Below are 20,208 nucleotides of genomic sequence, written 5' to 3'. Positions count from 1 at the left end.
GTGCACTCCTTCGGATCGGGCGGGGCAATCCCCCAATGCGCCGTTCCGCGGCCCGTCTTGAGCCTATTCTCCCCTTCCTGACGGCAAGCCCGTGGCGGCACCTCCTGGGGGATCCCCTCCGGGGGAGGCGGCCGGGGAGGGGAGGACGCCATTCATCACGATCCGACCGTTCCGGCGGCGGCACGCGGCTGCGTCGCGTGCGCCGCGCTCGCCGCCGCGGCCGTCGCCGCGCCCGCGCTGCGGCCCGGGGCGGACCTGCCCTGGGGCACGGTCGCGCTGCTCGCCGCGGTGTGCGCGGGCGGCGAGCGGCTGCCCCGGCGCGGGCTGACCCTGCCCGTGCTGCTCACCGGGGCGTTCCTGCTGCCCCCGGCGGCCGCCGCGCTGGCCGCGGTGCCGGGCGGGCTCGCCGGGCGGAGCGGGCGGCGGCGCCCCGCGCCCGTACGGCGGTTGTGGCACGCCGCCCAGCTCGCGCTCGCCGCGGGCGCCGCCTCGTACACCTTCGCCCTGGCGGGGGCGCCCGTGCTTCCGGACGGCCCGTCCGCGCCCCTCGACGGCCGGATTCCCGCGTGGTGCTCGGCGCTCCCCGGGGTCTTCCCCGCGCTGCTGCTGCCCGCCGTCGCCGCCGCGCTCGTCTTCTCGCTGGTCTCCGGCGCCCTCGACGGCGCGATCCGCGTGGCCGCCGAGCGCCGCTCCCCGGCCGCCGCCTGCCGCGGCGCCCTGGCGGGAGCGCCGCTGCCCGTCCTGGCGCACGGGCCGGCGGCGCTGGTGACCGCCGTGCTGTGGCGCAGCGGCTACGGCCCGCTCGCCGCGCTGCTGGTGCTGCTGCCCCTGTCCGTCTCCGCGTGGTTCCTCGACCGCCGTGAACGCGAACGCGCCGCCCAACGGGCCGCGGTCCGGGCCCTGGTGCGGGCCGTCGACCTCAAGGACCCCTATACGCGCGGGCACGGCGAGCGGGTGGGCCGCGCCGGCGTGCTCATCGCCCGGGAGCTGGGTCTGGCGGGGGAGCGGCTGGAGGCGCTGCGCTTCGCGGGCACCCTGCACGACGTCGGCAAACTCGCCGTCCCGACAGGGCTGTTGCGCAAGGACGGCCCGCTGACCCCCGAGGAGCGGCGCGTCATCGAACTGCATCCCGAGTACGGGCAGGAGATCGTCCGCGGCATCGGCTTCCTCGACGAGGCCCGCAGCGCGGTCCTGCACCACCACGAACGGCTCGACGGCAGCGGCTACCCCCACGGCCTGACGGGACATCACATCCCGTACGCCGCGCGGGTCGTGGCCGTCGCCGACGCCTTCGACGCCATGACCTCCACCCGCAGCTACAGCCGTGCCCGGCCGGTGCCCGTCGCCCTCGCCGAGCTGCGCCGCTGCGCCGGCACGCAGTTCGACCCGCGCGTGGTCGACGCGCTGTGCGCGGCGCTCGACCGCCACGGCTGGCACCCGGCGGCCGCCCCCGGGTCCCCCTGCGCCGGGCCGGCCCCGGAGGCCCGCAGGGCGACACCCCCCGCGGTTCCGCCCAGCGGAAACGTCCCTTCGCCGTCTGAGCTGCCGCTCTCACCGCCCGGCTGCCCACCGCCCCCGGGCCCGCCGACCGCCTGCGCGAGCGCGGCACCCCGCTGCCCGAACCCCTGCGCCGACCCCTCGGAGGGCACCGGATGACCGGCCGCGCGACGGCCCCGCCCGTGCCCGGCGTGCTGCTCGTACCCGTCGTGTACTCCGCCGCCGCGGCCGCCGCCGTGGCCGCCCTCGCGCACACCGCGCGCGACGGCCTCGCGCAGCCCGAAGTCGCCCTCGCCCACGGCCTGTTGATCGCCGTGGCGGAGGCCGTGCGCGCCGGGGCCCGCGACACCGCGCCGGCCGGCGCCGCGGGCGCCCTCGCGTACGCCCTCCTCGGCGAGGTCGGCGGCCGGCCCGCCGCCCACAGCGCCGCCCAGGCCGTCGCCGTCGTCCTCGCCGCCACCCTCATCGGCGCCCTCGGCCGCCCGCCCTCCCTCGACCACCTCGCCCGCCGCACGCTGACCTGCGCCTTCGCCGCCGTGTGCGTGCGGCCCCTGCACTCCGCCGGGATGCTCGGCCACGGCCCCGCCCATGTGCTGTCGCTGCTCGCCGTGCTCGCCCTGACCGCCCTGTGCGACGCCGTCCTGGCCGCCGCCCTCACTACCGCCCGCACCGGCGGCCCGTATCCCGCCGCCCTCGCGGACGAGGTCCGCGCCCTGCCCGGCGTCTCCGCCGCGATCGGCGCGACCGGTGCCGTCATGGCCCTCGCCGTGGCCGTCGCCGGACTGTGGGCGCTGCCCGTGCTGGGCCTGCCCCTGCTGATCGCCCAGCTCTCCGGCCACCGCCGGCCGGCCGGCCGCGCCACCCGCCGGCAGACCGTCGCCGCCCTCGCCCGCTGCACCGAGGTCGCCGGGCACACCCCGCCCGGCCACGCCCGCCGCGTCGCCGCCCTGGGCCGGGCCACCGGGCGGGAGCTCGGTCTGTCCGAGGCCCGGCTCACCGTGGTGGAGTACGCGGCCCTGACGCACGACATCGGCCAGCTCTCCCTCCACGAGCCCCTCCCCGCCGGCGCCACCGAACCGCTGCCCGCCGAGCGCCGCCGCCGCATCGCCCTGCTCGGCGGCGCCGTCGTCCGGCGGACCGGGGTGCCCGCCGAGGTCGCCCGGGTCGTCGAGCGGCAGGCGGACCCGTACCGGCGGCAGCCGCTCGCCGCCCGCATTCTGCGCACCGCGAACGCCTACGAGGAGCTCACCGCCGCCGCGGGCTGCGGCCCGCTGACCGCCCTGGAGCGGCTGCGGCTGGCCACCGGCCACGAGCACGACCCGCGCGTGGTGGCCGCCCTGGCCCGCGTCCTCGTCCGCGGCGACCTCGCCCCCGGCCCGGCCCCGACGAGTTCGAAGACTTGCCGCCAAGCCTGCGTAGGGGGCTGAACCCACGGGTAATGAGCGGGCGTCCGCAGGGGCATGGTTGGATGCGAAGAGACGAGACAGAGACGGGGAACATGCGCACTACGGGGGGTTCCGGACGCGCCGCCGCTGGTCAGCGGAGCGGCAGCGGTGGCGGGAGCGGCGTGAGCGCCGGGGCCGGGAAGGCGGCCCGGCAGCCGCGGCTTCCCCGGGCGCGTGAGCTGTGGCAGGTTGTGGTCCGGGAGGACGGCCACGGTCACCAGGGACATCGGGCGTGGTCGCACGCACAGACCGGCAGGCGGGAATCGTGAGGATCTTCGGCAAGGTACGGCACCGGCCTTCCGCCTCGTGGCGGCAGGCCACCGACCGTGCCTTCACACTCATCGGCGACGGCCGGTACGAGGACGCGGGCGCGCTGCTCACACGCGCCGCCGACATGGAGCCCTGGCTGTCCGAGTCGTGGTTCAACCTCGCGCTGCTGCACAAGTTCCGGCACGACTGGGAGCAGGCGCGCGCCGCCGGGCTGCGGGCCGTGGCCCTGCTGGACCGCGAGACGGGCGCCCCCGACTGGTGGAACGTGGGCATCGCCGCGACCGCCCTGCAGGACTGGCCGCTGGCCCGCCGCGCCTGGCAGGCGTACGGGCTGCGGGTGCCCGGCGACGGCTCCCCGGCCGGTGAGCCGGTGGGCATGGAGCTGGGCAGCGCGGCGGTACGGCTCTCGCCGGAGGGCGAGGCCGAGGTCGTCTGGGGGCGCCGGCTGGACCCGGCGCGGATGGAGGTGCTCTCCATCCCGCTGCCCTCGTCCGGGCGGCGCTGGGGCGAGGTCGTGCTGCACGACGGCGTCCCGCACGGCGAGCGGGTCACCGCCGCCGGCCCCGCCTTCCCGGTCTTCGACGAGATCGAGCTGTGGGCGCCCTCACCGGTGCCGACCTGGGTGGTGCTGCTGGAGGCGGCCACCGAGGCCGACCGGGACGCCCTGGAGCGGCTGGCCGCCGACGCGGGCTTCGCCGCCGAGGACTGGTCCTCCTCGGTGCGGCTGCTGTGCCGCACGTGCTCGGAGAGCCGGATGCCCTCCGACGAGGGCGACGGCGAGCACCTGGACCCGCACGACCACAGCGAGCCCGGCCACCCCGGCCCGCTCGGCCACCGCACGGCCGGCTCCGGTTCGCTGTGGGTGCCCGAGCGCGAGTGCGGTATCGCGGCCCCCGCAGCGCTGGTGCGCGGCCTGCTCGACGGCTGGGTCGCGGACAGCCCCGACACCCGCGAGTGGCGGGATCTGGAAGAGGTCTGCTAGAGCTCTGCTGGAGGTCTGCGGGGGGACGGGGGCCGCGTCCCCCTTACCCTGGACAGGTATTCGTTTGAGGCAACCTGTTCGGGTTGACTTCCGGGTTCGTTCCGGGTTCGAGGAAGGCAAAGCGGCGGCATGGCGCAGCGAGAGACCGATCAGCAGTCGGTGAACGACGAGTTCGACGAGTTCATCGTGGACACCGAGGACTGCGAGGAGCGCGAGCGGGCCCACCGCGAGCGCGGCACGTCCCGCCCGATCACCGTCGTCGGCAACCCGGTGCTGCACCGCGAGTGCAAGGACGTCACGGAGTTCGACGACGAGCTCGCGCAGCTCGTCGACGACATGTTCGCCAGCCAGCGCGCCGCCGAGGGAGTGGGCCTGGCCGCGAACCAGATCGGCGTCGACCTGAAGGTCTTCGTCTACGACTGCATGGACGACGAGGGCGTGCGCCACGTCGGCACCGTCTGCAACCCGGTCCTGGAGGACCTGCCGGCCGAGCGGCGTGTGCTCGACGACTCCAACGAGGGCTGTCTGTCGGTGCCCACCGCCTACGCCTCCCTCGCCCGCCCCGACTACGCGGTCGTGCGCGGCCAGGACGCCAAGGGCAACCCGGTCCGCGTCCAGGGCACCGGCTACTTCGCGCGCTGCCTGCAGCACGAGACGGACCACCTCTACGGCCGCCTGTACATCGACCGCCTCTCCAAGCGCGACCGCAAGGACGCGCTGAAGCAGATGGCCGAGGGCACGCCGCGCTACCCCGTGGTCCCGAACGACTGATCCCGCTCCACGCGGCGAAACACTGCGGCGGCCGGAGGTTGGTGCCAACCTCCGGCCGCCGCAGCGCTATTGACGGGCCTTTAGAACTCGTCGTCGAACGAGACCGAGCCCTCGACCGCCACCTGGTAGGCGGAGGCGCGCCGCTCGAAGAAGTTCGTCAACTCCTGTACGTTCTGCAGCTCCATGAAGGAGAACGGGTTCTCCGAGCCGAACACCGGGGCGATGCCCAGCCGCTGCAGACGCTGGTCCGCGACGCACTGCAGGTACTCGCGCATGGACTCGGTGTTCATGCCCGGCAGGCCGTCACCGCACAGGTCGCGGGCGAACTGCAGCTCGGCCTCGACGGCCTCCTTGAGCATGTCGGTGACCTGCTGCCGCATGTCGTCGTCGAAGAGGTCCGGCTCCTCCTCGCGGACGGTGTCCACGACGGAGAACGCGAAGTCCATGTGCATGGACTCGTCGCGGAACACCCAGTTGGTGCCGGTCGCCAGGCCGTGCAGCAGCCCGCGCGAACGGAACCAGTAGACGTACGCGAAGGCGCCGTAGAAGAACAGGCCCTCGATGCACGCGGCGAAGCAGATCAGGTTGAGCAGGAAGCGACGGCGGTCGGCCTTCGTCTCCAGCCTCTCCAGCTTCTCGACCTCGTTGATCCACTTGAAGCAGAACTGCGCCTTGTCCCGGATGGACGGGATGTTCTCCACGGCGGCGAAGGCGGCGGCACGGTCGTCCGGGTCGGGCAGGTACGTGTCCAGCAGCGTCAGATAGAACTGGACGTGCACGGCCTCCTCGAAGAGCTGCCGCGACAAGTACAGCCGCGCCTCGGGGGAGTTGATGTGCTTGTACAGCGTCAGCACGAGGTTGTTCGCCACGATCGAGTCACCGGTCGCGAAGAACGCGACGAGGCGGCCGATCAGGTGCTGCTCGCCCGGGGAGAGCTTGGCGAGGTCGGCGACGTCGGAGTGGAGGTCGACCTCCTCGACGGTCCAGGTGTTCTTGATCGCGTCGCGGTAGCGGTCGTAGAAGTCCGGGTACCGCATCGGACGCAGGGTCAGCTCGAAGCCGGGGTCGAGCAGGTTCTTGGGGCGTTCGGCAGACATTACTGGCAGGCCTCGCAGGACTCGGGGTTCTCAAGGGAGCAGGCGATGGCGTCCGCGTCGGGCGCGGCCTGCTGCGGGGGGACGGGGGCGGCCGCGGCGGCACCGCCGGACGCCGCGCGGGCGATCCGGGTCGCCGGGCGCGAACGCAGGTAGTACGTCGTCTTGATGCCCTGCTTCCAGGCGTACGCGTACATCGAGCTGAGCTTGCCGATGGTGGGCGAGGCCATGAACAGGTTGAGCGACTGGCTCTGGTCGAGGTACGGGGTGCGGGCCGCCGCCATGTCGATCAGGGAGCGCTGCGGGATCTCCCAGGCCGTGCGGTACAGCTCGCGCACCTCCTGCGGGATCCACTTCATGTCCTGGACCGAGCCGTTGGCGTCGGTCAGCGCGTCGCGCGTGGCGCGGTCCCATACGCCGAGCTGCTTGAGGTCCTCCACCAGGTAGGTGTTGACCTGGAGGAACTCGCCGCTGAGCGTCTCGCGCTTGAAGAGGTTGGAGACCTGCGGCTCGATGCACTCGTAGACGCCGGCGATCGAGGCGATCGTGGCGGTCGGCGCGATCGCCAGCAGCAGCGAGTTGCGCATGCCGGTCGTCGCGATACGGGCCCGCAGCGCCTCCCAGCGGCCGGCCCACGCGGGCACGGCGTTGGGGTAGTGGTCCGGGTGCAGCACCCCGCGCGCGGTACGGGTCGCGGACCAGGCCGGGTGCGGGCCGTGCCGCTCGGCGAGGTCGGCGGACGCCTCGTAGGCGGCGAGCATGATGCGCTCGGAGATCCGCGTGGACAGCTCCTTGGCCTCCGCCGAGTCGAAGGGCAGCCGCAGCCGGAAGAAGACGTCCTGCAGACCCATCAGGCCCAGACCCACCGGCCGCCAGCGGGAGTTGGAGTTGCCGGCCTGCTCGGTCGGGTAGAAGTTGATGTCCACGACGCGGTCGAGGAAGGTGACGGCCGTCCGGACGGTCGCGTCGAGCTTCTCCCAGTCCATCCCGCCGTCCTCGCCCAGGTGCGCGGCGAGGTTGACCGAACCGAGGTTGCAGACAGCCGTCTCGCTGTCGTCGGTGACCTCCAGGATCTCCGTGCAGAGGTTGGAGGAGTGGACGACCCGGCCCTTCTCCGCGGTCTGGTTCGCGGTGCGGTTGGCGGCGTCCTTGAACGTCATCCAGCCGTTGCCGGTCTGCGCGAGGGTGCGCATCATCCGCGCGTACAGCACCCGCGCCGGGATCGTCTTGACGGCCTTGCCCTCGGCCTCGTAACGGCGGTACGCGGCGTCGAACTCCTCGCCGTACAGGTCGACGAGGTCGGGGGTGTCGGCGGGGGAGAACAGCGACCAGTCGGCGTCCGCCTCGACCCGGCGCATGAACTCGTCCGGGATCCAGTGCGCGATGTTGAGGTTGTGGGTGCGGCGGGCCTCCTCACCGGTGTTGTCCCGCAGCTCCAGGAACTCCTCGATGTCCGCGTGCCAGGTCTCCAGGTACACGCAGGCCGCGCCCTTGCGGCGGCCGCCCTGGTTGACGGCGGCGACCGAGGCGTCGAGGGTGCGCAGGAACGGCACGATGCCGTTGGAGTGCCCGTTGGTGCCGCGGATCAGCGAACCCCGGGAGCGGATCCGGCTGTAGGACAGGCCGATGCCGCCCGCGTGCTTCGACAGCCGCGCCACCTGGTGGTAGCGGTCGTAGATCGAGTCCAGCTCGTCCAGCGGCGAGTCCAGCAGATAGCAGGAGGACATCTGCGGGTGGCGCGTGCCGGAGTTGAACAGCGTGGGGGAGGACGGCAGGTAGGACAGCGAGCTCGTGAGCCCGTACAGCCGCGCCACGTCCTCCAGCGCCCGCTCCGAGTGGTCCTCGGCCAGACCGCAGGCCACGCGCAGCAGGAAGTGCTGCGGGGTCTCGATCACGTCGCGGGTCAGGGGGTGCCGCAGCAGATAGCGGGAGTGCAGGGTGCGCAGCCCGAAGTAGCCGAAGCGGTCGTCCGCGCCCTGGGCGAGCGCCTCCTGCACGAGCGCGTCCAGGCGGGCCGCGTGGGTACGGACGAACTCGGCCGTGCCGTCGGCGATCAGGCCCTCGCGGTGGCCCACCGCGACCGAGGCCGAGAACGAGACGGCGCCCTGCCCGGCCGCCTCCTCGGCGATGGCGAGGGTGAGCAGCCGCGCGGCGAGCCGCGAGTACTGCGGCTCCTCGGCGATCAGCCCGGCGGCCGCCTCGATGGCCAGGGCCCGCAGCCCGGCCTCGTCCGAGCCCGGGTGACGGCCGCGCAGCGCGGCGGCGGCGACCTTGCCCGGGTCGGTGGCGGGCAGATCGGCGGTGAGTTCGGTCAGGGTGCGCAGCAGCGCGGTCCCGGGACCGTCGTTCGCTTCCGCGGTAGCTGAGACCGGACCTGCAGCCGGATCGGCGGGCGCGATGGTCACTGGAGGCTCTCCTCGCTCGGCAAGTGGCCGGGCGGGCGGTGCGCGGCGGTCGCACACGCGCATGCGCCCCGTACGGTCCCTTACGGACGTACGTGAGCATGCGCGCAGGCGCCCGTCGGCCCAACCCGCGAGGCCCGGACGTGTTCCTCACCCGCCGGCCGGGCCGGGCGGGCTCGGGACGGGCGCGCTGCCGGCAGGTCCTCGGACTGCAGGTGCACCGCAAATGAGTACACATTCACCGTTGCGGGACAGTTCCGGATTTCCACCGGATTCCCCTGCGTCGACAGCGAGGAAGAGCATACATCTAGTGCCGTGCCTCGCACGCGCCCCCCACATCTAGTGCCGGGAACGTGTTGGTGCGCCCACAGGCGGTGTGCTTGCGGCCCTTTGCGGGGGCCCGGGACGGGGCCGCGCGGAGCGGGCGCGGGGCCCTGTGGTTCCCTCACTCCATGGGCGAAGCACAGGTGTTGCGCGTGTTCACGGGCCCCGACGGCACGGGCGGGAATCCGCTCGGCGTCGTCCGCGACGGCGCGGCCGTACCGGACGCGGACGCACGGCAGCGGCTGGCCGCGCGGCTGGGCTTCAGCGAGACAGTGTTCATCGACGACCCGGACCGGGGCAAAGTTGACATCCGGACCCCGAGCACTCGACTGCCCTTCGCGGGCCACCCGCTGGTGGGTGCGGCGTGGTTGCTGCGGCGGTACGGCCACGGGGCCGGCACCCTGCGGCCGCCGGCGGGGGAGGTGCCCGTCCGCTTCACGGCCGACGGCGACGTGTGGATCCGCTGCCGCGCGCGGTGGGCGACGGGCCGCGTGATGCGGCAGTACCCCTCCCCGGCCGAGGTCGACGCCCTGCCCGCCCCGCCTCCGGGCGAGGGCTGGCTCTACGCGTGGGCGTGGCAGGACGAGGCGGCGGGCGCGGTCCGCGCCAGAGGCTTCCCGAGGCGCGGCGACGGCGTCACCGAGGACGAGGCGACCGGTGCCGCGGCCGTCACCCTCACCGCCGGACTGCGGCGCGGACTGGACATCCGTCAGGGGGCGGGCTCACGGCTGCGGACGCGGTACGCGGAGGACGGGTGGGTGGAGCTGGGCGGCACGGTCGCGCTGGAGCGGTGACGGGCGTTGCCCGCAGGGGAGTTGACGGGGGCGGCCGGGCGCGGCCGGGCCGGTTCCGGCGCCCGCGGGCGCCGGCGGCGACCGCCCGTCGTCACACCCGTCAGTGCCCCCCGGAACCGCTCGCGACCCCCGGGTCGCCCACGTCCGCCGTGTAGTCCGTCGCCTTCGTCTCGTCCACCCCGTCCGGCGCCTTGACCGCCTTCAGCACCAGCGTCAGCACCACCGCCACCGCCACGTTGAGCACGAACGCGGTCAGCCCGATGTACCCCTTCTCCCCGATGAGGGGGATCAGGTTCGTGTTGCCGAAGTGGTCCTGCGTCGCCGACGGCGTGTCGTACGCGCGCCACGTCCCGTACACCATGCCGGCCGCCCAGCCGGCCAGCAGGGCCCAGCGGTGGAACCAGCGGGTGAACAGGCCGCCGACGAGCGCGGGGACGGTCTGGAGGATCCAGATCCCGCCCAGGAGCTGGAAGTTGATGGCGACGGTCTTGTCCATCGTCAGGACGAAGACGAGCGCGCCGACCTTGACGAGCAGCGAGGCGAGCTTGGAGACCTTGGCCTCGTGCTCGGGGGAGGCGTCGGGCCGCAGGAAGTCCTTGTAGATGTTGCGGGTGAAGAGGTTGGCGGCGGCGATCGACATGATGGCGGCGGGCACGAGCGCGCCGATGCCGATCGCGGCGAAGGCGACCCCCGTGAACCAGTCGGGGAACATGTCCGAGAACAGCTGCGGAATGGCGAGCTGACCGTTCTTCACCTTCACGCCCGCCGCGATGGCCATGAAGCCGAGCATGGCCAGCAGGCCGAGCATGAGTGAATACAGCGGCAGGATCGTGGTGTTGCGGCGGATGACGTTGCGGCTGCTGCTGGAGAGCACGGCCGTGACCGAGTGCGGGTAGAGGAACAGTGCCATCGCGGAGCCCAGTGCGAGGGTCGCGTACGCCCACTGCGCGTCGGCGCCGGGGACGAGCGAGCCGCGCGGGGCCCCGGTCGCGGGGTTCGTGGCGGCGAACGCCTCCGCCGATTTGGCGAAGATGTGCTCGAAGCCGCCGAGCCGCAGCGGGATGTAGACGATGGCGACGGCGATGACGATGTAGATCAGGGCGTCCTTGACGAACGCGATGAGCGCGGGCGCGCGCAGCCCGGAGGAGTAGGTGTAGGCGGCGAGCACGCCGAAGGCTATGAGCAGCGGCAGGTCCTTCATGAACCAGTTGGAGCCGCCGCCCACCCCGAGCACGTCCAGCACCGCCTGGATGCCCACGAGTTGGAGCGCGATATAGGGCATCGTCGCGAGGATGCCGGTGAGCGCGAGGGCCAGCGAGAGGCCCTTCGAGCCGAAGCGGCCGCGCACGAAGTCGGAGGAGGTGACATAGCCGTGGCGGTGGGCGACGGACCACAGGCGCGGCAGGAAGGTGAAGACCAGCGGATAGCACAGGATCGTGTACGGCACGGCGAAGAACCCGGCCGCGCCGCCCGCGTAGACCGCCGCCGGGACGGCGACGAAGGTGTAGGCGGTGTACAGGTCGCCGCCCAGCAGGAACCAGGTGACCCAGGTGCCGAACGACCGCCCGCCCAGGCCCCATTCGTCGAGACTGTCGGCGTTCTCGGCGGCGCGCCAGCGGGAGGCGACGAAGCCCATCACCGTGACGACGAGGAAGAAGAAGACGAAGACGGCGAGGGCCACGCCGTTCACGCCGTGCCCGCCGCCGGCGGCGTACGTCACCGCCGTCACCGCCGCTCACCGCCCCCGCGGACGCGCTCGTGGCGGCGGACGATCGTGTACGCGGCCACGGTGAGCAGCGTGGAGATCAGCACCCACAGCATCTGGTACCAGTAGAAGAACGGGATGCCGAGGAGCGCGGGGGTCTGCCGCGCGTAGGAGCCGACCCACAGCATCGCGGCGAAGGGCAGCGCCAGGCATACGCCCGCGACGGCCAGCGGCACGGTGACGACGGCCCTGCGGGCGGGCCGTGCCCCGGACTCTCTTCCCGGCAGCGGTGGTTGTGCCATGGCGATGACTCCGTCCCCGTAGGTGATCACATCAGTGACGCACAGGAAAACTAGGGGAGGCCGCCGGTGGGCGTCATCCCCTGTCCGGATATCGGTATGGCAACATCGCCGTGGGGAACCGCCCGGTGAGCTGCGGGAGTTCCCCTTCGGGGGCTTTCAGTCCGGGCGCCGCAGCCGGGCCACGAACTTGTAGCGGTCGCCCCGGTAGACCGATCTGACCCACTCGACCGGCTCGCCCTGGGCGTCCAGCGAGTGCCGGGAGAGCAGGAGCATCGGCAGTCCGGTGTCGGTGCCGAGCAGGCCCGCCTCGCGCGGGGTGGCCAGTGAGGTCTCGATGGTCTCCTCGGCCTCGGCCAGCCGCACCCCGTAGACCTCGGCCAGCGCCGTGTACAGCGAGGTGTACTTGGCGAGGCTGCGGCGCAGGGCCGGGAAGCGTTTCGCGGACAGGTGGGTGGTCTCGATGGCCATCGGCTCCCCGCTGGCCAGCCGCAGCCGCTCGATGCGCAGGACGCGGCCGCCGACGGCGATGTCGAGGAGCGCGGAGAGCCGGTCGTCGGCGGTGATGTAGCCGATGTCCAGCAGCTGGGAGGTCGGCTCCAGGCCCTGGGCGCGCATGTCCTCGGTGTAGGACGTGAGTTGGAGCGCCTGCGAAACCTTGGGCTTCGCGACGAATGTCCCCTTTCCCTGGATGCGCTCCAGTCGTCCTTCGACGACCAGTTCCTGAAGGGCCTGGCGTACGGTGGTGCGGGAGGTGTCGAACTCGGCGGCCAGGGTGCGCTCCGGGGGGACGGGGGTGCCCGGGGGGAGCGTTTCGGTCATCTCCAGCAAGTGACGTTTGAGCCGGTAGTACTTGGGAACGCGCGCGGTGCGCGAGCCGCCCTCCCCGCCGCTGTCCGCGACGGCCTCCTCGGTCACCATGACGTGCCTTCCCGACTGAAGTCCTGCTGCTGTCCCGCTGCTGTCACCGGCTCCTCCGTCTGTCGCGGTCACATGGTGGCACGGGCAGGGCCCGGGGGTGCCGGAGTTGTCCCGGCCGACGCGAGGTGTCGGTCCGGTAACGGAGCCGACAGCGACTCTTATACACCCTTGACACCCCAAAAGGTCTAGGCCAAGCTGCGGGCACTGGTCTAAACCATTAAAGACCACTTTTGGGCGGGCACTTCGCCCGATGTTTCGTTTCACCTGCGTTCTGAGGTCGGGGAGAGTGTTGTGAAGCGTGGGCTCATAGCAGCGACGGGTGTCGCGGCCCTGTTGGTGAGCGTCGCGGCCTGTGGGTCCAGCGGCGGCGACAAGGGCTCGGACGGCGGGAGCGGCAAGACCCTGACCGTCTGGTTCATGGACGGCTCCAACCCCAAGGGCTGGACGGACGCGGTCAAGGCCGAGTTCGAGCAGAAGACCGGCGCCAAGCTCGATGTCCAGGTCCAGAAGTGGGACGGCATCCAGACCAAGCTCACCGCCGCCCTCTCGGAGACCTCACCGCCGGACGTCGTCGAGCTCGGCAACACCCAGACCCCCGCCTACGCGGCCACCGGCGGCCTCGCCGACCTCGGCGGGCTGAAGAAGGAGATCGGCGCCGACTGGACCGAATCCCTCAACAAATCAGCCGTGTTCGAGGGCAAGCAGTACGCCGCCCCGTGGTGGGCCGCCAACCGCGTCGTCATCTACAACAAGAAGATCTGGGCCGACGCCGGAATCACCGACGTACCGAAGACGCGCGACGAATTCTTCAAGGACCTTGAGGCCATCAAGAAGAAGGGCGACGCCGAACCGCTCTATCTCCCCGGCCAGAACTGGTACTTCTTCGACGGGCTGACCATCGGCACCGGCGCCGAACTGGTGAAGAAGGACGGCAAGAAGTACGTCTCCAACCTCGCCGACCCCAAAGTCGCCAAGGCCATGGACATCTACAAGCAGTACCAGTCCTTCAGCAGCGCCCCCAAGGACAAGGACGAGGCCACCCCGCAGCAGGCCGACATCTTCGCCAAGGGGAGGACAGGCGCCTTCATCGGCATGGGCTGGGAAGCCGCGACGGCCATCAAGGCCAACCCGGCCATCGAGAAGGACATGGGCTACTTCACCATCCCCGGCGAGAGCGCGGACAAGCCCGAGGGCGTCTTCCTCGGCGGCTCCAACCTCGCCATCGCCGAGGGCAGCAAGAAGCAGGACCTCGCCAAGGAGTTCCTGCGGATCGTCCTGTCCGACAAGAACGAGACGGCGCTCGCCAAGGAAGCCGGACTCACCCCCAACAAGGAGTCCCTGCTGCCGGGCCTGAAGGGCAACCTCGCCGCCGAGGCGGGCGCCCCCGCCGTGGCCGGCGGCGGCACCACCCCGCTGATCCCGGAGTGGGCCGCCGTGGAGAACGCCCCGAACCCGATCAAGGCGTACATGACGGCCGTTCTGAGCGGAAAGTCCGCCGACGAGGCCGCCAAGCAGGTCGAGGCCGACATCAACAAGCGCCTCAGCACCAAGGAGTGACCCCGGGCTTCCGGGCGGCAGCACACAACCGCCGTACCAGAAGCGCCCGTTCGGGCCACCAGCGAGCCGCATCCGAGGCGCCACGCGCGCACCGGGCCCGGGACAACCCCCGCGCCCGGTGCGCGGCACGCCCTCGCAGCACGACCGTTCCACAGGGGAAGAAGGCGCACGATGGCAGCGCAGACACACCACGCGGCGGAGGCGGAGGACGCCCCGCGCACCGGCAAGGGCGGCGCACCACCCGCAGGCGGCGGCAGAGCCCGGGCCGCGCGCGGCGTACCGTACCTGCTGCTCCTGCCCGCCGCGGCCGTCACCGCGCTGCTGCTGGGCTGGCCGGTGATCAAGAACCTCCTGCTGTCGCTGCAGAACCTCAACCGACGGCAGCTCATCCAGCGGGTCACCGAGTGGAACGGCCTGGAGAACTACGCCCGCCAACTGGGCAGTTCCGACTTCTGGCGGGTCGTCGGACGCTCCGTCGTCTTCACCGCCGTCAACGTCGCCCTCATCATGCTGCTCGGCACCCTCGTCGGGCTGCTGCTCGCCCGGCTCGGCAAGAAGATGCGGCTGCTGCTGTCGGTCGGCCTCGTGCTCGCCTGGGCCATGCCCGTCATCGCGGCCACCACCGTCTTCCAGTGGCTCTTCGACGCCCGCTACGGTGTCGTCAACTACGTCCTGAACGGCCTCGGCTGGCACGCGATGGCCGGCTACAACTGGATCGGCACCCAGCTGTCGACGTTCTTCGTCATCACCGTGCTGATCGTCTGGCAGTCGATCCCGTTCGTCGCCTTCAACCTCTACGCGGCCACCACGACGATCCCCGGCGAACTGTACGAGGCCGCCGCCCTGGACGGCGCGGGCACCTGGAAGAGCTTCACCTCCGTGACCTTCCCCTTCCTCAAACCCTTCTTCCTCGCCACGACCTTCCTGGAGGTCATCTGGGTCTTCAAGGCCTTCCCGCAGGTCTACGCGATCAACGAGGGCGGGCCCGACCGGCTCACCGAGACCCTGCCGATCTACGCCTACATCGAGGGCATGGGCAACCAGCACTTCGGCATGGGCGCCACCATCTCCATCCTGACCATCCTGATCCTGCTCGCGCTCATGGCGTACTACCTGCGGATCGTGCTCAAGCAAGAGGAGGACGAGCTGTGAGGCGCTCCCTCGTCGGCCGGATCTGGCCGGGGACGGCGGCCGTCGTCCTCTTCGCCGTCTTCGCCTTCCCCGTCTACTGGATGTTCTCCACGGCCTTCAAGGAGAACCGGGACATCGTCGGCGAGGACCCGGTCTGGTTCCCCACCAGCCCCACCCTCGACCACTTCGACCGGGCCGTGCACGCCGACGGCTTCTGGAGACTGGTCGGCAACTCCGTGACCGTCACCGTCCTCGCCGTCGCCTTCTCCCTCGTGATCGCCCTGTTCGCGTCCTTCGCGCTGGCACGGATGCGCTTCAAGGGCCGCAAGGGCGCACTGCTCACCATGATGATCGCGCAGATGGCCCCCTGGGAGGTCATGGTCATCGCGATCTACATGCTGGTCCGCGACGAGGACATGCTCAACAGCCTCGTCCCGCTCACCGCCTTCTACACCGTCATGGTGCTGCCCTTCACGGTCCTGACGCTGCGCGGCTACATCGCGGCGGTGCCCAAGGAGCTGGAGGAGTCCGCCATGGTCGACGGCTGCACCCGCCCGCAGGCCTTCGTGAAGGTGATCTTCCCGCTGCTGGCGCCCGGTCTCATGGCCACCTCGCTGTTCGGCTTCATCACCGCCTGGAACGAGTTCCCGCTCGTGCTGATCCTCAGCAAGGACCCCGCCGCGCAGACCCTGCCGCTGTGGCTCACCGGCTTCCGTACCGCGTTCGGCGACGACTGGGGTGCCACCATGGCCGCCTCCTCGCTCTTCGCCGTCCCGATCCTCATCGTCTTCCTCTTCCTGCAGCGCAAGGCGGTCGGCGGTCTCACGTCCGGCGCAGTCAAGGGTTAGTGAAAGAGAGTCCGCCCACCATGACGATCCTCACCCACCGCACCGACACCCTCACCCGCGACGCCCTCACCGTCCTGCAGCCCGGCTTCACCGGCACCACCGCCCCCGACTGGGTGCTGCGCCGGCTCGGCGAAGGGCTCGGCTCCGTCGGCCTGTTCGGCCGCAACGTCATCAGCCCCGGGCAACTCGCCGCGCTCACCGCCCGGTTGCGGGCCGAGCGCCCGGACGTCCTCGTCGCCATCGACGAGGAGGGCGGCGACGTCACCCGCCTGGAAGTGCGCCAGGGCTCCTCCTTCCCCGGCAACCTCGCCCTGGGCACCGTCGACGACCCGGAGCTGACCCGCGCCGTCGCCCACGAGCTGGGCCGCCGCCTCGCCGAGTGCGGGGTGAACCTCAACTGGGCGCCGTCCGCCGACGTCAACTCCAACCCCGACAACCCCGTCATCGGCGTCCGCTCCTTCGGCGCCGACCCGCACCTGGTCGCCCGGCACACCGCCGCGTACGTACGCGGACTGCAGGCCGCGGGCGTCGCCGCGTGCACCAAGCACTTCCCCGGCCACGGCGACACCGCCGTCGACTCCCACCACGACCTGCCGCGCATCGACGCCGACCCGCAGCTGCTGTCCGCCCGTGAACTGGTGCCGTTCCAGGCCGCCGTCGAGGCCGGCACCAAGGCCGTGATGAGCGCGCACATCCTGCTGCCCGCCCTCGACGCCGCCCGCCCGGCCACCCTCAGCCCCGCCGTGCTCGGCGGACTGCTGCGCGGCCCGCGCGAGCGGGGCGGCCTCGGCTACCAGGGGCTGATCGTCACCGACGCCGTCGAGATGCGGGCCATCGCCGCCGGCTACGGGCTCGAACGCGGCACCGTGCTCGCGCTCGCCGCCGGCGCCGACGCCGTCTGCGTGGGCGGCGGCCTGGCCGACGAGGAGACCGTCCTGCGGCTGCGCGACGCGCTCGTCGCGGCCGTACGGGCCGGCGAGCTGCCCGAGGAGCGGCTCGCCGACGCCGCCGGGCGGGTACGCGCCCTGGCGCGCTGGGCCAAGGACGCGGGCGCGGCGCGGGAGGGGAGCACCGCGCCCGCTCCCGAGGTCGGCCTCGAAGCCGCCCGCCGCGCCCTGCGCGTGACCCCCGGCCCGTACCCGTACACCCCGCCCACCGGGCCCGTGTACGTCGCCGCCCTCACCCCCGCCGCCAACATCGCCGTCGGCGACGAGACCCCCTGGGGGGTCGCCGCCGAACTGGAGCGGCTGCTGCCGGGCACGGCCACCGGTACGTACGGGCCCGACGGCATCGCGGAAGCCGGGGCGGCGGCCCTGGCCGGCCGGGTACTCGATGCGGCTGCCGGCCGGCCGGTCGTCGCCGTCGTCCGGGACGCGCACCGGCACGCGTGGATGGCGGAGGCGCTGGCCGCGCTGCTGGAGCGCTGCCCGCGGATGGTGGTCGTCGAGATGGGCCTGAACCAGGCGCCCCCGGCCGGGGCACCGCACATCGCCACCCACGGTGCGGCCCGCGTGTGCGGGCGGGCCGCCGCGGAGGTCATCGCCGGACGCTGACCCGCGCCGGGTACGGAGAACGGCCCGGCCGGGGCGCCCCGTGAAGGGGCCCCGGCCGGGCCGTTCGCTGTCCGGCAGCTGTCCGGCCGCCGGTTACAGGCCCTGCCAGGAGGGCTTGTTGGCGTAGGTGTGGCGGAAGTAGTCGGCGAGCTTCAGCTTGGAGGCCGCCGCCTCGTCGACGACCACCGTCGCGTGCGGGTGCAGTTGCAGCGCCGAGGCCGGCACCAGCGCGGAGACCGGGCCCTCGACGGTCTGCGCGACCGCGTCCGCCTTGCCCTCGCCGGTGGCCAGCAGCACCAGGTGACGGGCCTCCAGGATGGTGCCGATGCCCTGGGTGATCACGTGGTGGGGCACCTGGTCGATGTCGCCGTCGAAGAACCGCGCGTTGTCCACGCGGGTCTGCTGGGTGAGCGTCTTGATCCGGGTGCGGGAGGCGAGCGAGGAGCACGGCTCGTTGAAGCCGATGTGCCCGTCGGTGCCGATGCCCAGCAACTGCAGGTCCACACCGCCCGCCCCGGCCAGCGCGCGGTCGTAGGACTCGCACGCGCCCTGGACGTCCTCGGCGGTGCCGTCGGGGCCCATGAAGGACTCCTCGGTCAGCCCGAGCGGCCGCACGACCTCGCGCAGCACGACCGAACGGTAGGACTCGGGGTGCTCGGCCGGCAGCCCGACATACTCGTCGAGCTGGCAGATACGGGCACGCGAGGCATCCACGGCACCGGAGCGGACCTTGGCCGTCAGGGCCTCGTAGACGGGCAGCGGGGTCGAGCCGGTGGCGACACCGAGCAGGGCGTCGGGCTTGCGGCGCAGCAGGGCGGCCATGGCCTCGGCGATGAGCTCGCCGCCCGCCTTCGCGTCCGGGACGATGACAACTTCCACGCTGGTCCTGCCGATCTCAATAAGCCGGAAATGGGGGGTCTTGACCGTGAAGACAAGGAAAAGTCTGTGGTATAGACCAATCTAGCAGAGGCGCCCCGGGGAGCGGCAGCCTCCGGCCACGGTCGCGCACGGCCCGCGGGGGCGGAACGACGGACGGCTCCCGACCCTTGGGGGCCGGGAGCCGTGAGGTGCCGCCGGGCGCCTACGGGGGATGGCGTTGCTCCGGCGGCGGGTCGTGCGGCAGGCGTGCGGGACTTCCCGCGGGTCCTTACAGGCCGAGCAGCGAGCCGCCCGTGGCGTCGATGTCCTGGCCGGTGACCCAGCGGGAGTCCTCGGAAGCGAGGAACGCGACGACATCGGCGACGTCCGCCGGCTGTCCGACGCGCTTGAACGCCGAGAACGACTCACCGTAGGCACGGGCCTGAGGGTCGGCCAGCCAGGCGTTGACCTCGGTCTCGGTGACGCCCGGTGCGACGGAGTTGACCGTGATGCCGCGCGGGGCGAGCTCCAGGGCCAGGGTGCGCGTCAGGGTGGTCAGCGCGCCCTTGGAGGCCGCGGTGGCCGCGATGCCGGGGAAGGCGATCCGGGTCATGCCGGAGGTGGTGTTGATGATGCGGCCGCCGTCACGCAGCCGCTCCAGGCCCTTCTGGATGATGAAGAAGGGAGCCTTGGCGTTGACCGCGAAGACCTTGTCGAAGCCGGCCTCGTCCGTCTCCTTGATGCCGGCGGCGAGGGCCGTGCCCGCGTTGTTGACCAGGATGTCCAGGCCCGGCGCGGCACCGGCCTCCGCGAGCTTCGCGTCGAACGCGGCCCACAGCGCCTCGGCGTCGCCCGGGACGCCCAGCTCGGCGCCGAAGGCGAAAGCCCGCCCGCCGGCGGCCTCGATGGCGGCGACGGTCTCCTTGGCGGCGCCCTCGTTGGTGCCGTAGTGCACGGCCACCAGGGCCCCGTCGCGCCCGAGACGCTCGGAGATCGCCCGGCCGATACCCCGGCTGCCCCCCGTGACCAGTGCCGTCCTGCCCGTGAGCGTGCCCATGGCTGCGCCCCCCTCTTTCTGTAGTGGTCGTTACGGAAAGGAGAGTAGCAGATTCTGTAGCGGGCGATATAAAATTTCGGGCATGGCGACCAAGCAGCGCGGCAGGCCCCGCTCGTTCGACCGGGGCGAGGCCCTGGACCGGGCGATGCGGGTGTTCTGGGAGCACGGCTACGAGGCGACCTCCATCGCCCACCTCACCCGGGCCATGGGCATCGGTGCCCCCAGCCTCTATGCGGCCTTCGGCGACAAGGCGACCCTTTTCAAGGAGGTCGTGGCCTTCTACGTCGACACCTACGGTGCCTACATGGGGCGGGCACTGACGCAGGAGCCGACCGCGCGGGAGGCCGTCGGGCGCGTCCTGCGCGAGGCCGCGCGCTGGCTGACCGCCGACGACCGGCCCCGGGGCTGCCTCGTGGTCTTCGCCGCGAACGAGCCGGAGGCGGAGCGCATCCTGCGCGACCAGCGTGCGGCCTTCGCGGGCGCCTTCGAGGAACGGATCCGCGCCGGCCTCGCGGCCGGCGAACTGCCCCCCGCGACCGACCCGATGGCGCTTGCCCGCTACTGCGCCGCCGTCTTTCAGGGCATGTCCCAGCAGGCGCGCGACGGCGCGAGCCGAGAGGAGCTGCAGGCAATCGCGGAAACCGCAATGCACTGCTGGCCGTAACGAGTGGGCTCCCGGCCGCCGCCTGACACCCACCGC

At 72.3% G+C, this 20,208-nt stretch carries 17 protein-coding genes and 1 riboswitch; of the genes, 10 read left to right on the top strand and 7 right to left on the bottom strand.

The genetic code is table 11. From position 1 onward, the window contains the following. The first annotated feature begins 150 nt into the window (after nt 1-150). The 4 genes from ACFP1Z_RS00960 to def all read left to right on the top strand — a co-directional run bounded on the left by ACFP1Z_RS00960 (nt 151) and on the right by def (nt 4,965). Complete coding sequence (locus ACFP1Z_RS00960) at nt 151-1,656, top strand: HD-GYP domain-containing protein (protein ID WP_390314085.1); 1,506 nt, start codon at nt 151-153, stop codon at nt 1,654-1,656. Next, nucleotides 1,653-2,924, top strand: coding sequence for an HD-GYP domain-containing protein (locus tag ACFP1Z_RS00955; protein ID WP_390313724.1), 1,272 nt, complete (start codon nt 1,653-1,655; stop codon nt 2,922-2,924). The genes ACFP1Z_RS00960 and ACFP1Z_RS00955 overlap by 4 nt, the downstream gene beginning before the upstream one ends. Nucleotides 2,925-3,207: 283 nt before the next feature. Then, nucleotides 3,208-4,194 carry a tetratricopeptide repeat protein gene (locus ACFP1Z_RS00950; protein WP_390314084.1) on the top strand — a complete coding sequence of 329 codons (987 nt, stop codon included), beginning with the start codon at nt 3,208-3,210 and terminating at the stop codon, nt 4,192-4,194. Nucleotides 4,195-4,323: 129 nt separating this feature from the next. Continuing rightward, entirely contained in the window at nt 4,324-4,965 is a 642-nt protein-coding gene (gene def, locus ACFP1Z_RS00945; protein ID WP_390313723.1) for a peptide deformylase, read from the top strand. 80 nt (nt 4,966-5,045) lie between these two features. On the opposite strand, the gene ACFP1Z_RS00940 is transcribed toward def, so the two are convergent. Beyond that, complete coding sequence (locus tag ACFP1Z_RS00940; RefSeq protein WP_390313721.1) at nt 5,046-6,062, bottom strand: ribonucleotide-diphosphate reductase subunit beta; 1,017 nt, start codon at nt 6,060-6,062, stop codon at nt 5,046-5,048. Beyond that, nucleotides 6,062-8,464: a ribonucleoside-diphosphate reductase subunit alpha gene (locus ACFP1Z_RS00935; protein WP_390313720.1), complete on the bottom strand. Its 2,403-nt coding sequence runs from the start codon at nt 8,462-8,464 to the stop codon at nt 6,062-6,064. The genes ACFP1Z_RS00940 and ACFP1Z_RS00935 overlap by 1 nt, the downstream gene beginning before the upstream one ends. A 175-nt stretch (nt 8,465-8,639) precedes the next feature. Further along, nucleotides 8,640-8,764, bottom strand: a riboswitch (cobalamin riboswitch). A gap of 149 nt (nt 8,765-8,913) precedes the next feature. Here ACFP1Z_RS00935 and ACFP1Z_RS00930 point away from each other — a divergent pair. Then, the gene (locus ACFP1Z_RS00930) at nt 8,914-9,579 is read left to right on the top strand and encodes a PhzF family phenazine biosynthesis protein (protein WP_390313719.1); all 666 of its coding nucleotides are present in this window, start codon (nt 8,914-8,916) and stop codon (nt 9,577-9,579) included. Between the two features lie 100 nt (nt 9,580-9,679). On the opposite strand, the gene mctP is transcribed toward ACFP1Z_RS00930, so the two are convergent. The 3 genes from mctP to ACFP1Z_RS00915 all read right to left on the bottom strand — a co-directional run bounded on the left by mctP (nt 9,680) and on the right by ACFP1Z_RS00915 (nt 12,504). Then, nucleotides 9,680-11,269: a monocarboxylate uptake permease MctP gene (gene mctP / locus ACFP1Z_RS00925; protein ID WP_390314083.1), complete on the bottom strand. Its 1,590-nt coding sequence runs from the start codon at nt 11,267-11,269 to the stop codon at nt 9,680-9,682. 35 nt (nt 11,270-11,304) lie between these two features. Next, the gene (locus tag ACFP1Z_RS00920) at nt 11,305-11,586 is read right to left on the bottom strand and encodes a DUF3311 domain-containing protein (protein WP_390313717.1); all 282 of its coding nucleotides are present in this window, start codon (nt 11,584-11,586) and stop codon (nt 11,305-11,307) included. Nucleotides 11,587-11,742: 156 nt separating this feature from the next. Further along, nucleotides 11,743-12,504: a GntR family transcriptional regulator gene (locus ACFP1Z_RS00915; RefSeq protein WP_390313715.1), complete on the bottom strand. Its 762-nt coding sequence runs from the start codon at nt 12,502-12,504 to the stop codon at nt 11,743-11,745. A gap of 291 nt (nt 12,505-12,795) precedes the next feature. Between ACFP1Z_RS00915 and ACFP1Z_RS00910 the strand changes: the two genes are divergently transcribed. The 4 genes from ACFP1Z_RS00910 (at nt 12,796) to ACFP1Z_RS00895 (ending at nt 17,593) form a co-directional block, all read left to right on the top strand. Further along, nucleotides 12,796-14,061 (top strand): extracellular solute-binding protein, encoded by a 1,266-nt coding sequence (locus ACFP1Z_RS00910; protein ID WP_390313713.1) that lies wholly within the window; start codon nt 12,796-12,798, stop codon nt 14,059-14,061. A 171-nt stretch (nt 14,062-14,232) separates the two neighbouring features. Further along, nucleotides 14,233-15,213: a carbohydrate ABC transporter permease gene (locus tag ACFP1Z_RS00905; RefSeq protein ID WP_390313712.1), complete on the top strand. Its 981-nt coding sequence runs from the start codon at nt 14,233-14,235 to the stop codon at nt 15,211-15,213. After that, entirely contained in the window at nt 15,210-16,040 is an 831-nt protein-coding gene (locus ACFP1Z_RS00900) for a carbohydrate ABC transporter permease (RefSeq protein WP_390313710.1), read from the top strand. Before ACFP1Z_RS00905 ends, ACFP1Z_RS00900 begins: the two co-directional genes overlap by 4 nt. Nucleotides 16,041-16,060: 20 nt before the next feature. Next, nucleotides 16,061-17,593 (top strand): glycoside hydrolase family 3 protein, encoded by a 1,533-nt coding sequence (locus ACFP1Z_RS00895; protein WP_390313708.1) that lies wholly within the window; start codon nt 16,061-16,063, stop codon nt 17,591-17,593. Nucleotides 17,594-17,686: 93 nt separating this feature from the next. Here ACFP1Z_RS00895 and nagB read toward each other — a convergent pair whose 3' ends face one another. Beyond that, nucleotides 17,687-18,472, bottom strand: a complete 786-nt coding sequence (nagB, locus tag ACFP1Z_RS00890) for a glucosamine-6-phosphate deaminase (protein ID WP_390313707.1) — start codon at nt 18,470-18,472, stop codon at nt 17,687-17,689. 268 nt (nt 18,473-18,740) lie between these two features. After that, a complete protein-coding gene (locus ACFP1Z_RS00885; protein ID WP_390313705.1) occupies nt 18,741-19,508 on the bottom strand; it encodes an SDR family oxidoreductase in 768 nt (255 codons plus the stop codon). An 82-nt stretch (nt 19,509-19,590) separates the two neighbouring features. Here ACFP1Z_RS00885 and ACFP1Z_RS00880 point away from each other — a divergent pair, with 82 nt between their 5' ends. Continuing rightward, nucleotides 19,591-20,172: a TetR/AcrR family transcriptional regulator gene (locus ACFP1Z_RS00880; RefSeq protein ID WP_390313704.1), complete on the top strand. Its 582-nt coding sequence runs from the start codon at nt 19,591-19,593 to the stop codon at nt 20,170-20,172. Nucleotides 20,173-20,208: the final 36 nt, after the last annotated feature.

The organism is Streptomyces gamaensis (assembly GCF_042656465.1).
Classification (GTDB): Bacteria; Actinomycetota; Actinomycetes; order Streptomycetales; family Streptomycetaceae; genus Streptomyces; species Streptomyces gamaensis.
Note: the sequence above shows the minus strand (reverse complement) of the source record. Positions and strands in the feature narration are given on the sequence as shown.

Excerpts from the sequence above, each read along its gene's own strand:
- ACFP1Z_RS00955 (WP_390313724.1), top strand. The coding sequence starts at position 1,653 with ATGACCGGCCGCGCGACGGCCCCGCCCGTGCCCGGCGTGCTGCTCGTA.
- def (WP_390313723.1), top strand. The coding sequence starts at position 4,324 with ATGGCGCAGCGAGAGACCGATCAGCAGTCGGTGAACGACGAGTTCGAC.
- ACFP1Z_RS00940 (WP_390313721.1), bottom strand. The coding sequence starts at position 6,062 with ATGTCTGCCGAACGCCCCAAGAACCTGCTCGACCCCGGCTTCGAGCTG.
- ACFP1Z_RS00930 (WP_390313719.1), top strand. The coding sequence starts at position 8,914 with ATGGGCGAAGCACAGGTGTTGCGCGTGTTCACGGGCCCCGACGGCACG.
- ACFP1Z_RS00920 (WP_390313717.1), bottom strand. The coding sequence starts at position 11,586 with ATGGCACAACCACCGCTGCCGGGAAGAGAGTCCGGGGCACGGCCCGCC.
- ACFP1Z_RS00915 (WP_390313715.1), bottom strand. The coding sequence starts at position 12,504 with ATGGTGACCGAGGAGGCCGTCGCGGACAGCGGCGGGGAGGGCGGCTCG.
- ACFP1Z_RS00905 (WP_390313712.1), top strand. The coding sequence starts at position 14,233 with ATGGCAGCGCAGACACACCACGCGGCGGAGGCGGAGGACGCCCCGCGC.
- ACFP1Z_RS00895 (WP_390313708.1), top strand. The coding sequence starts at position 16,061 with ATGACGATCCTCACCCACCGCACCGACACCCTCACCCGCGACGCCCTC.
- ACFP1Z_RS00885 (WP_390313705.1), bottom strand. The coding sequence starts at position 19,508 with ATGGGCACGCTCACGGGCAGGACGGCACTGGTCACGGGGGGCAGCCGG.
- ACFP1Z_RS00880 (WP_390313704.1), top strand. The coding sequence starts at position 19,591 with ATGGCGACCAAGCAGCGCGGCAGGCCCCGCTCGTTCGACCGGGGCGAG.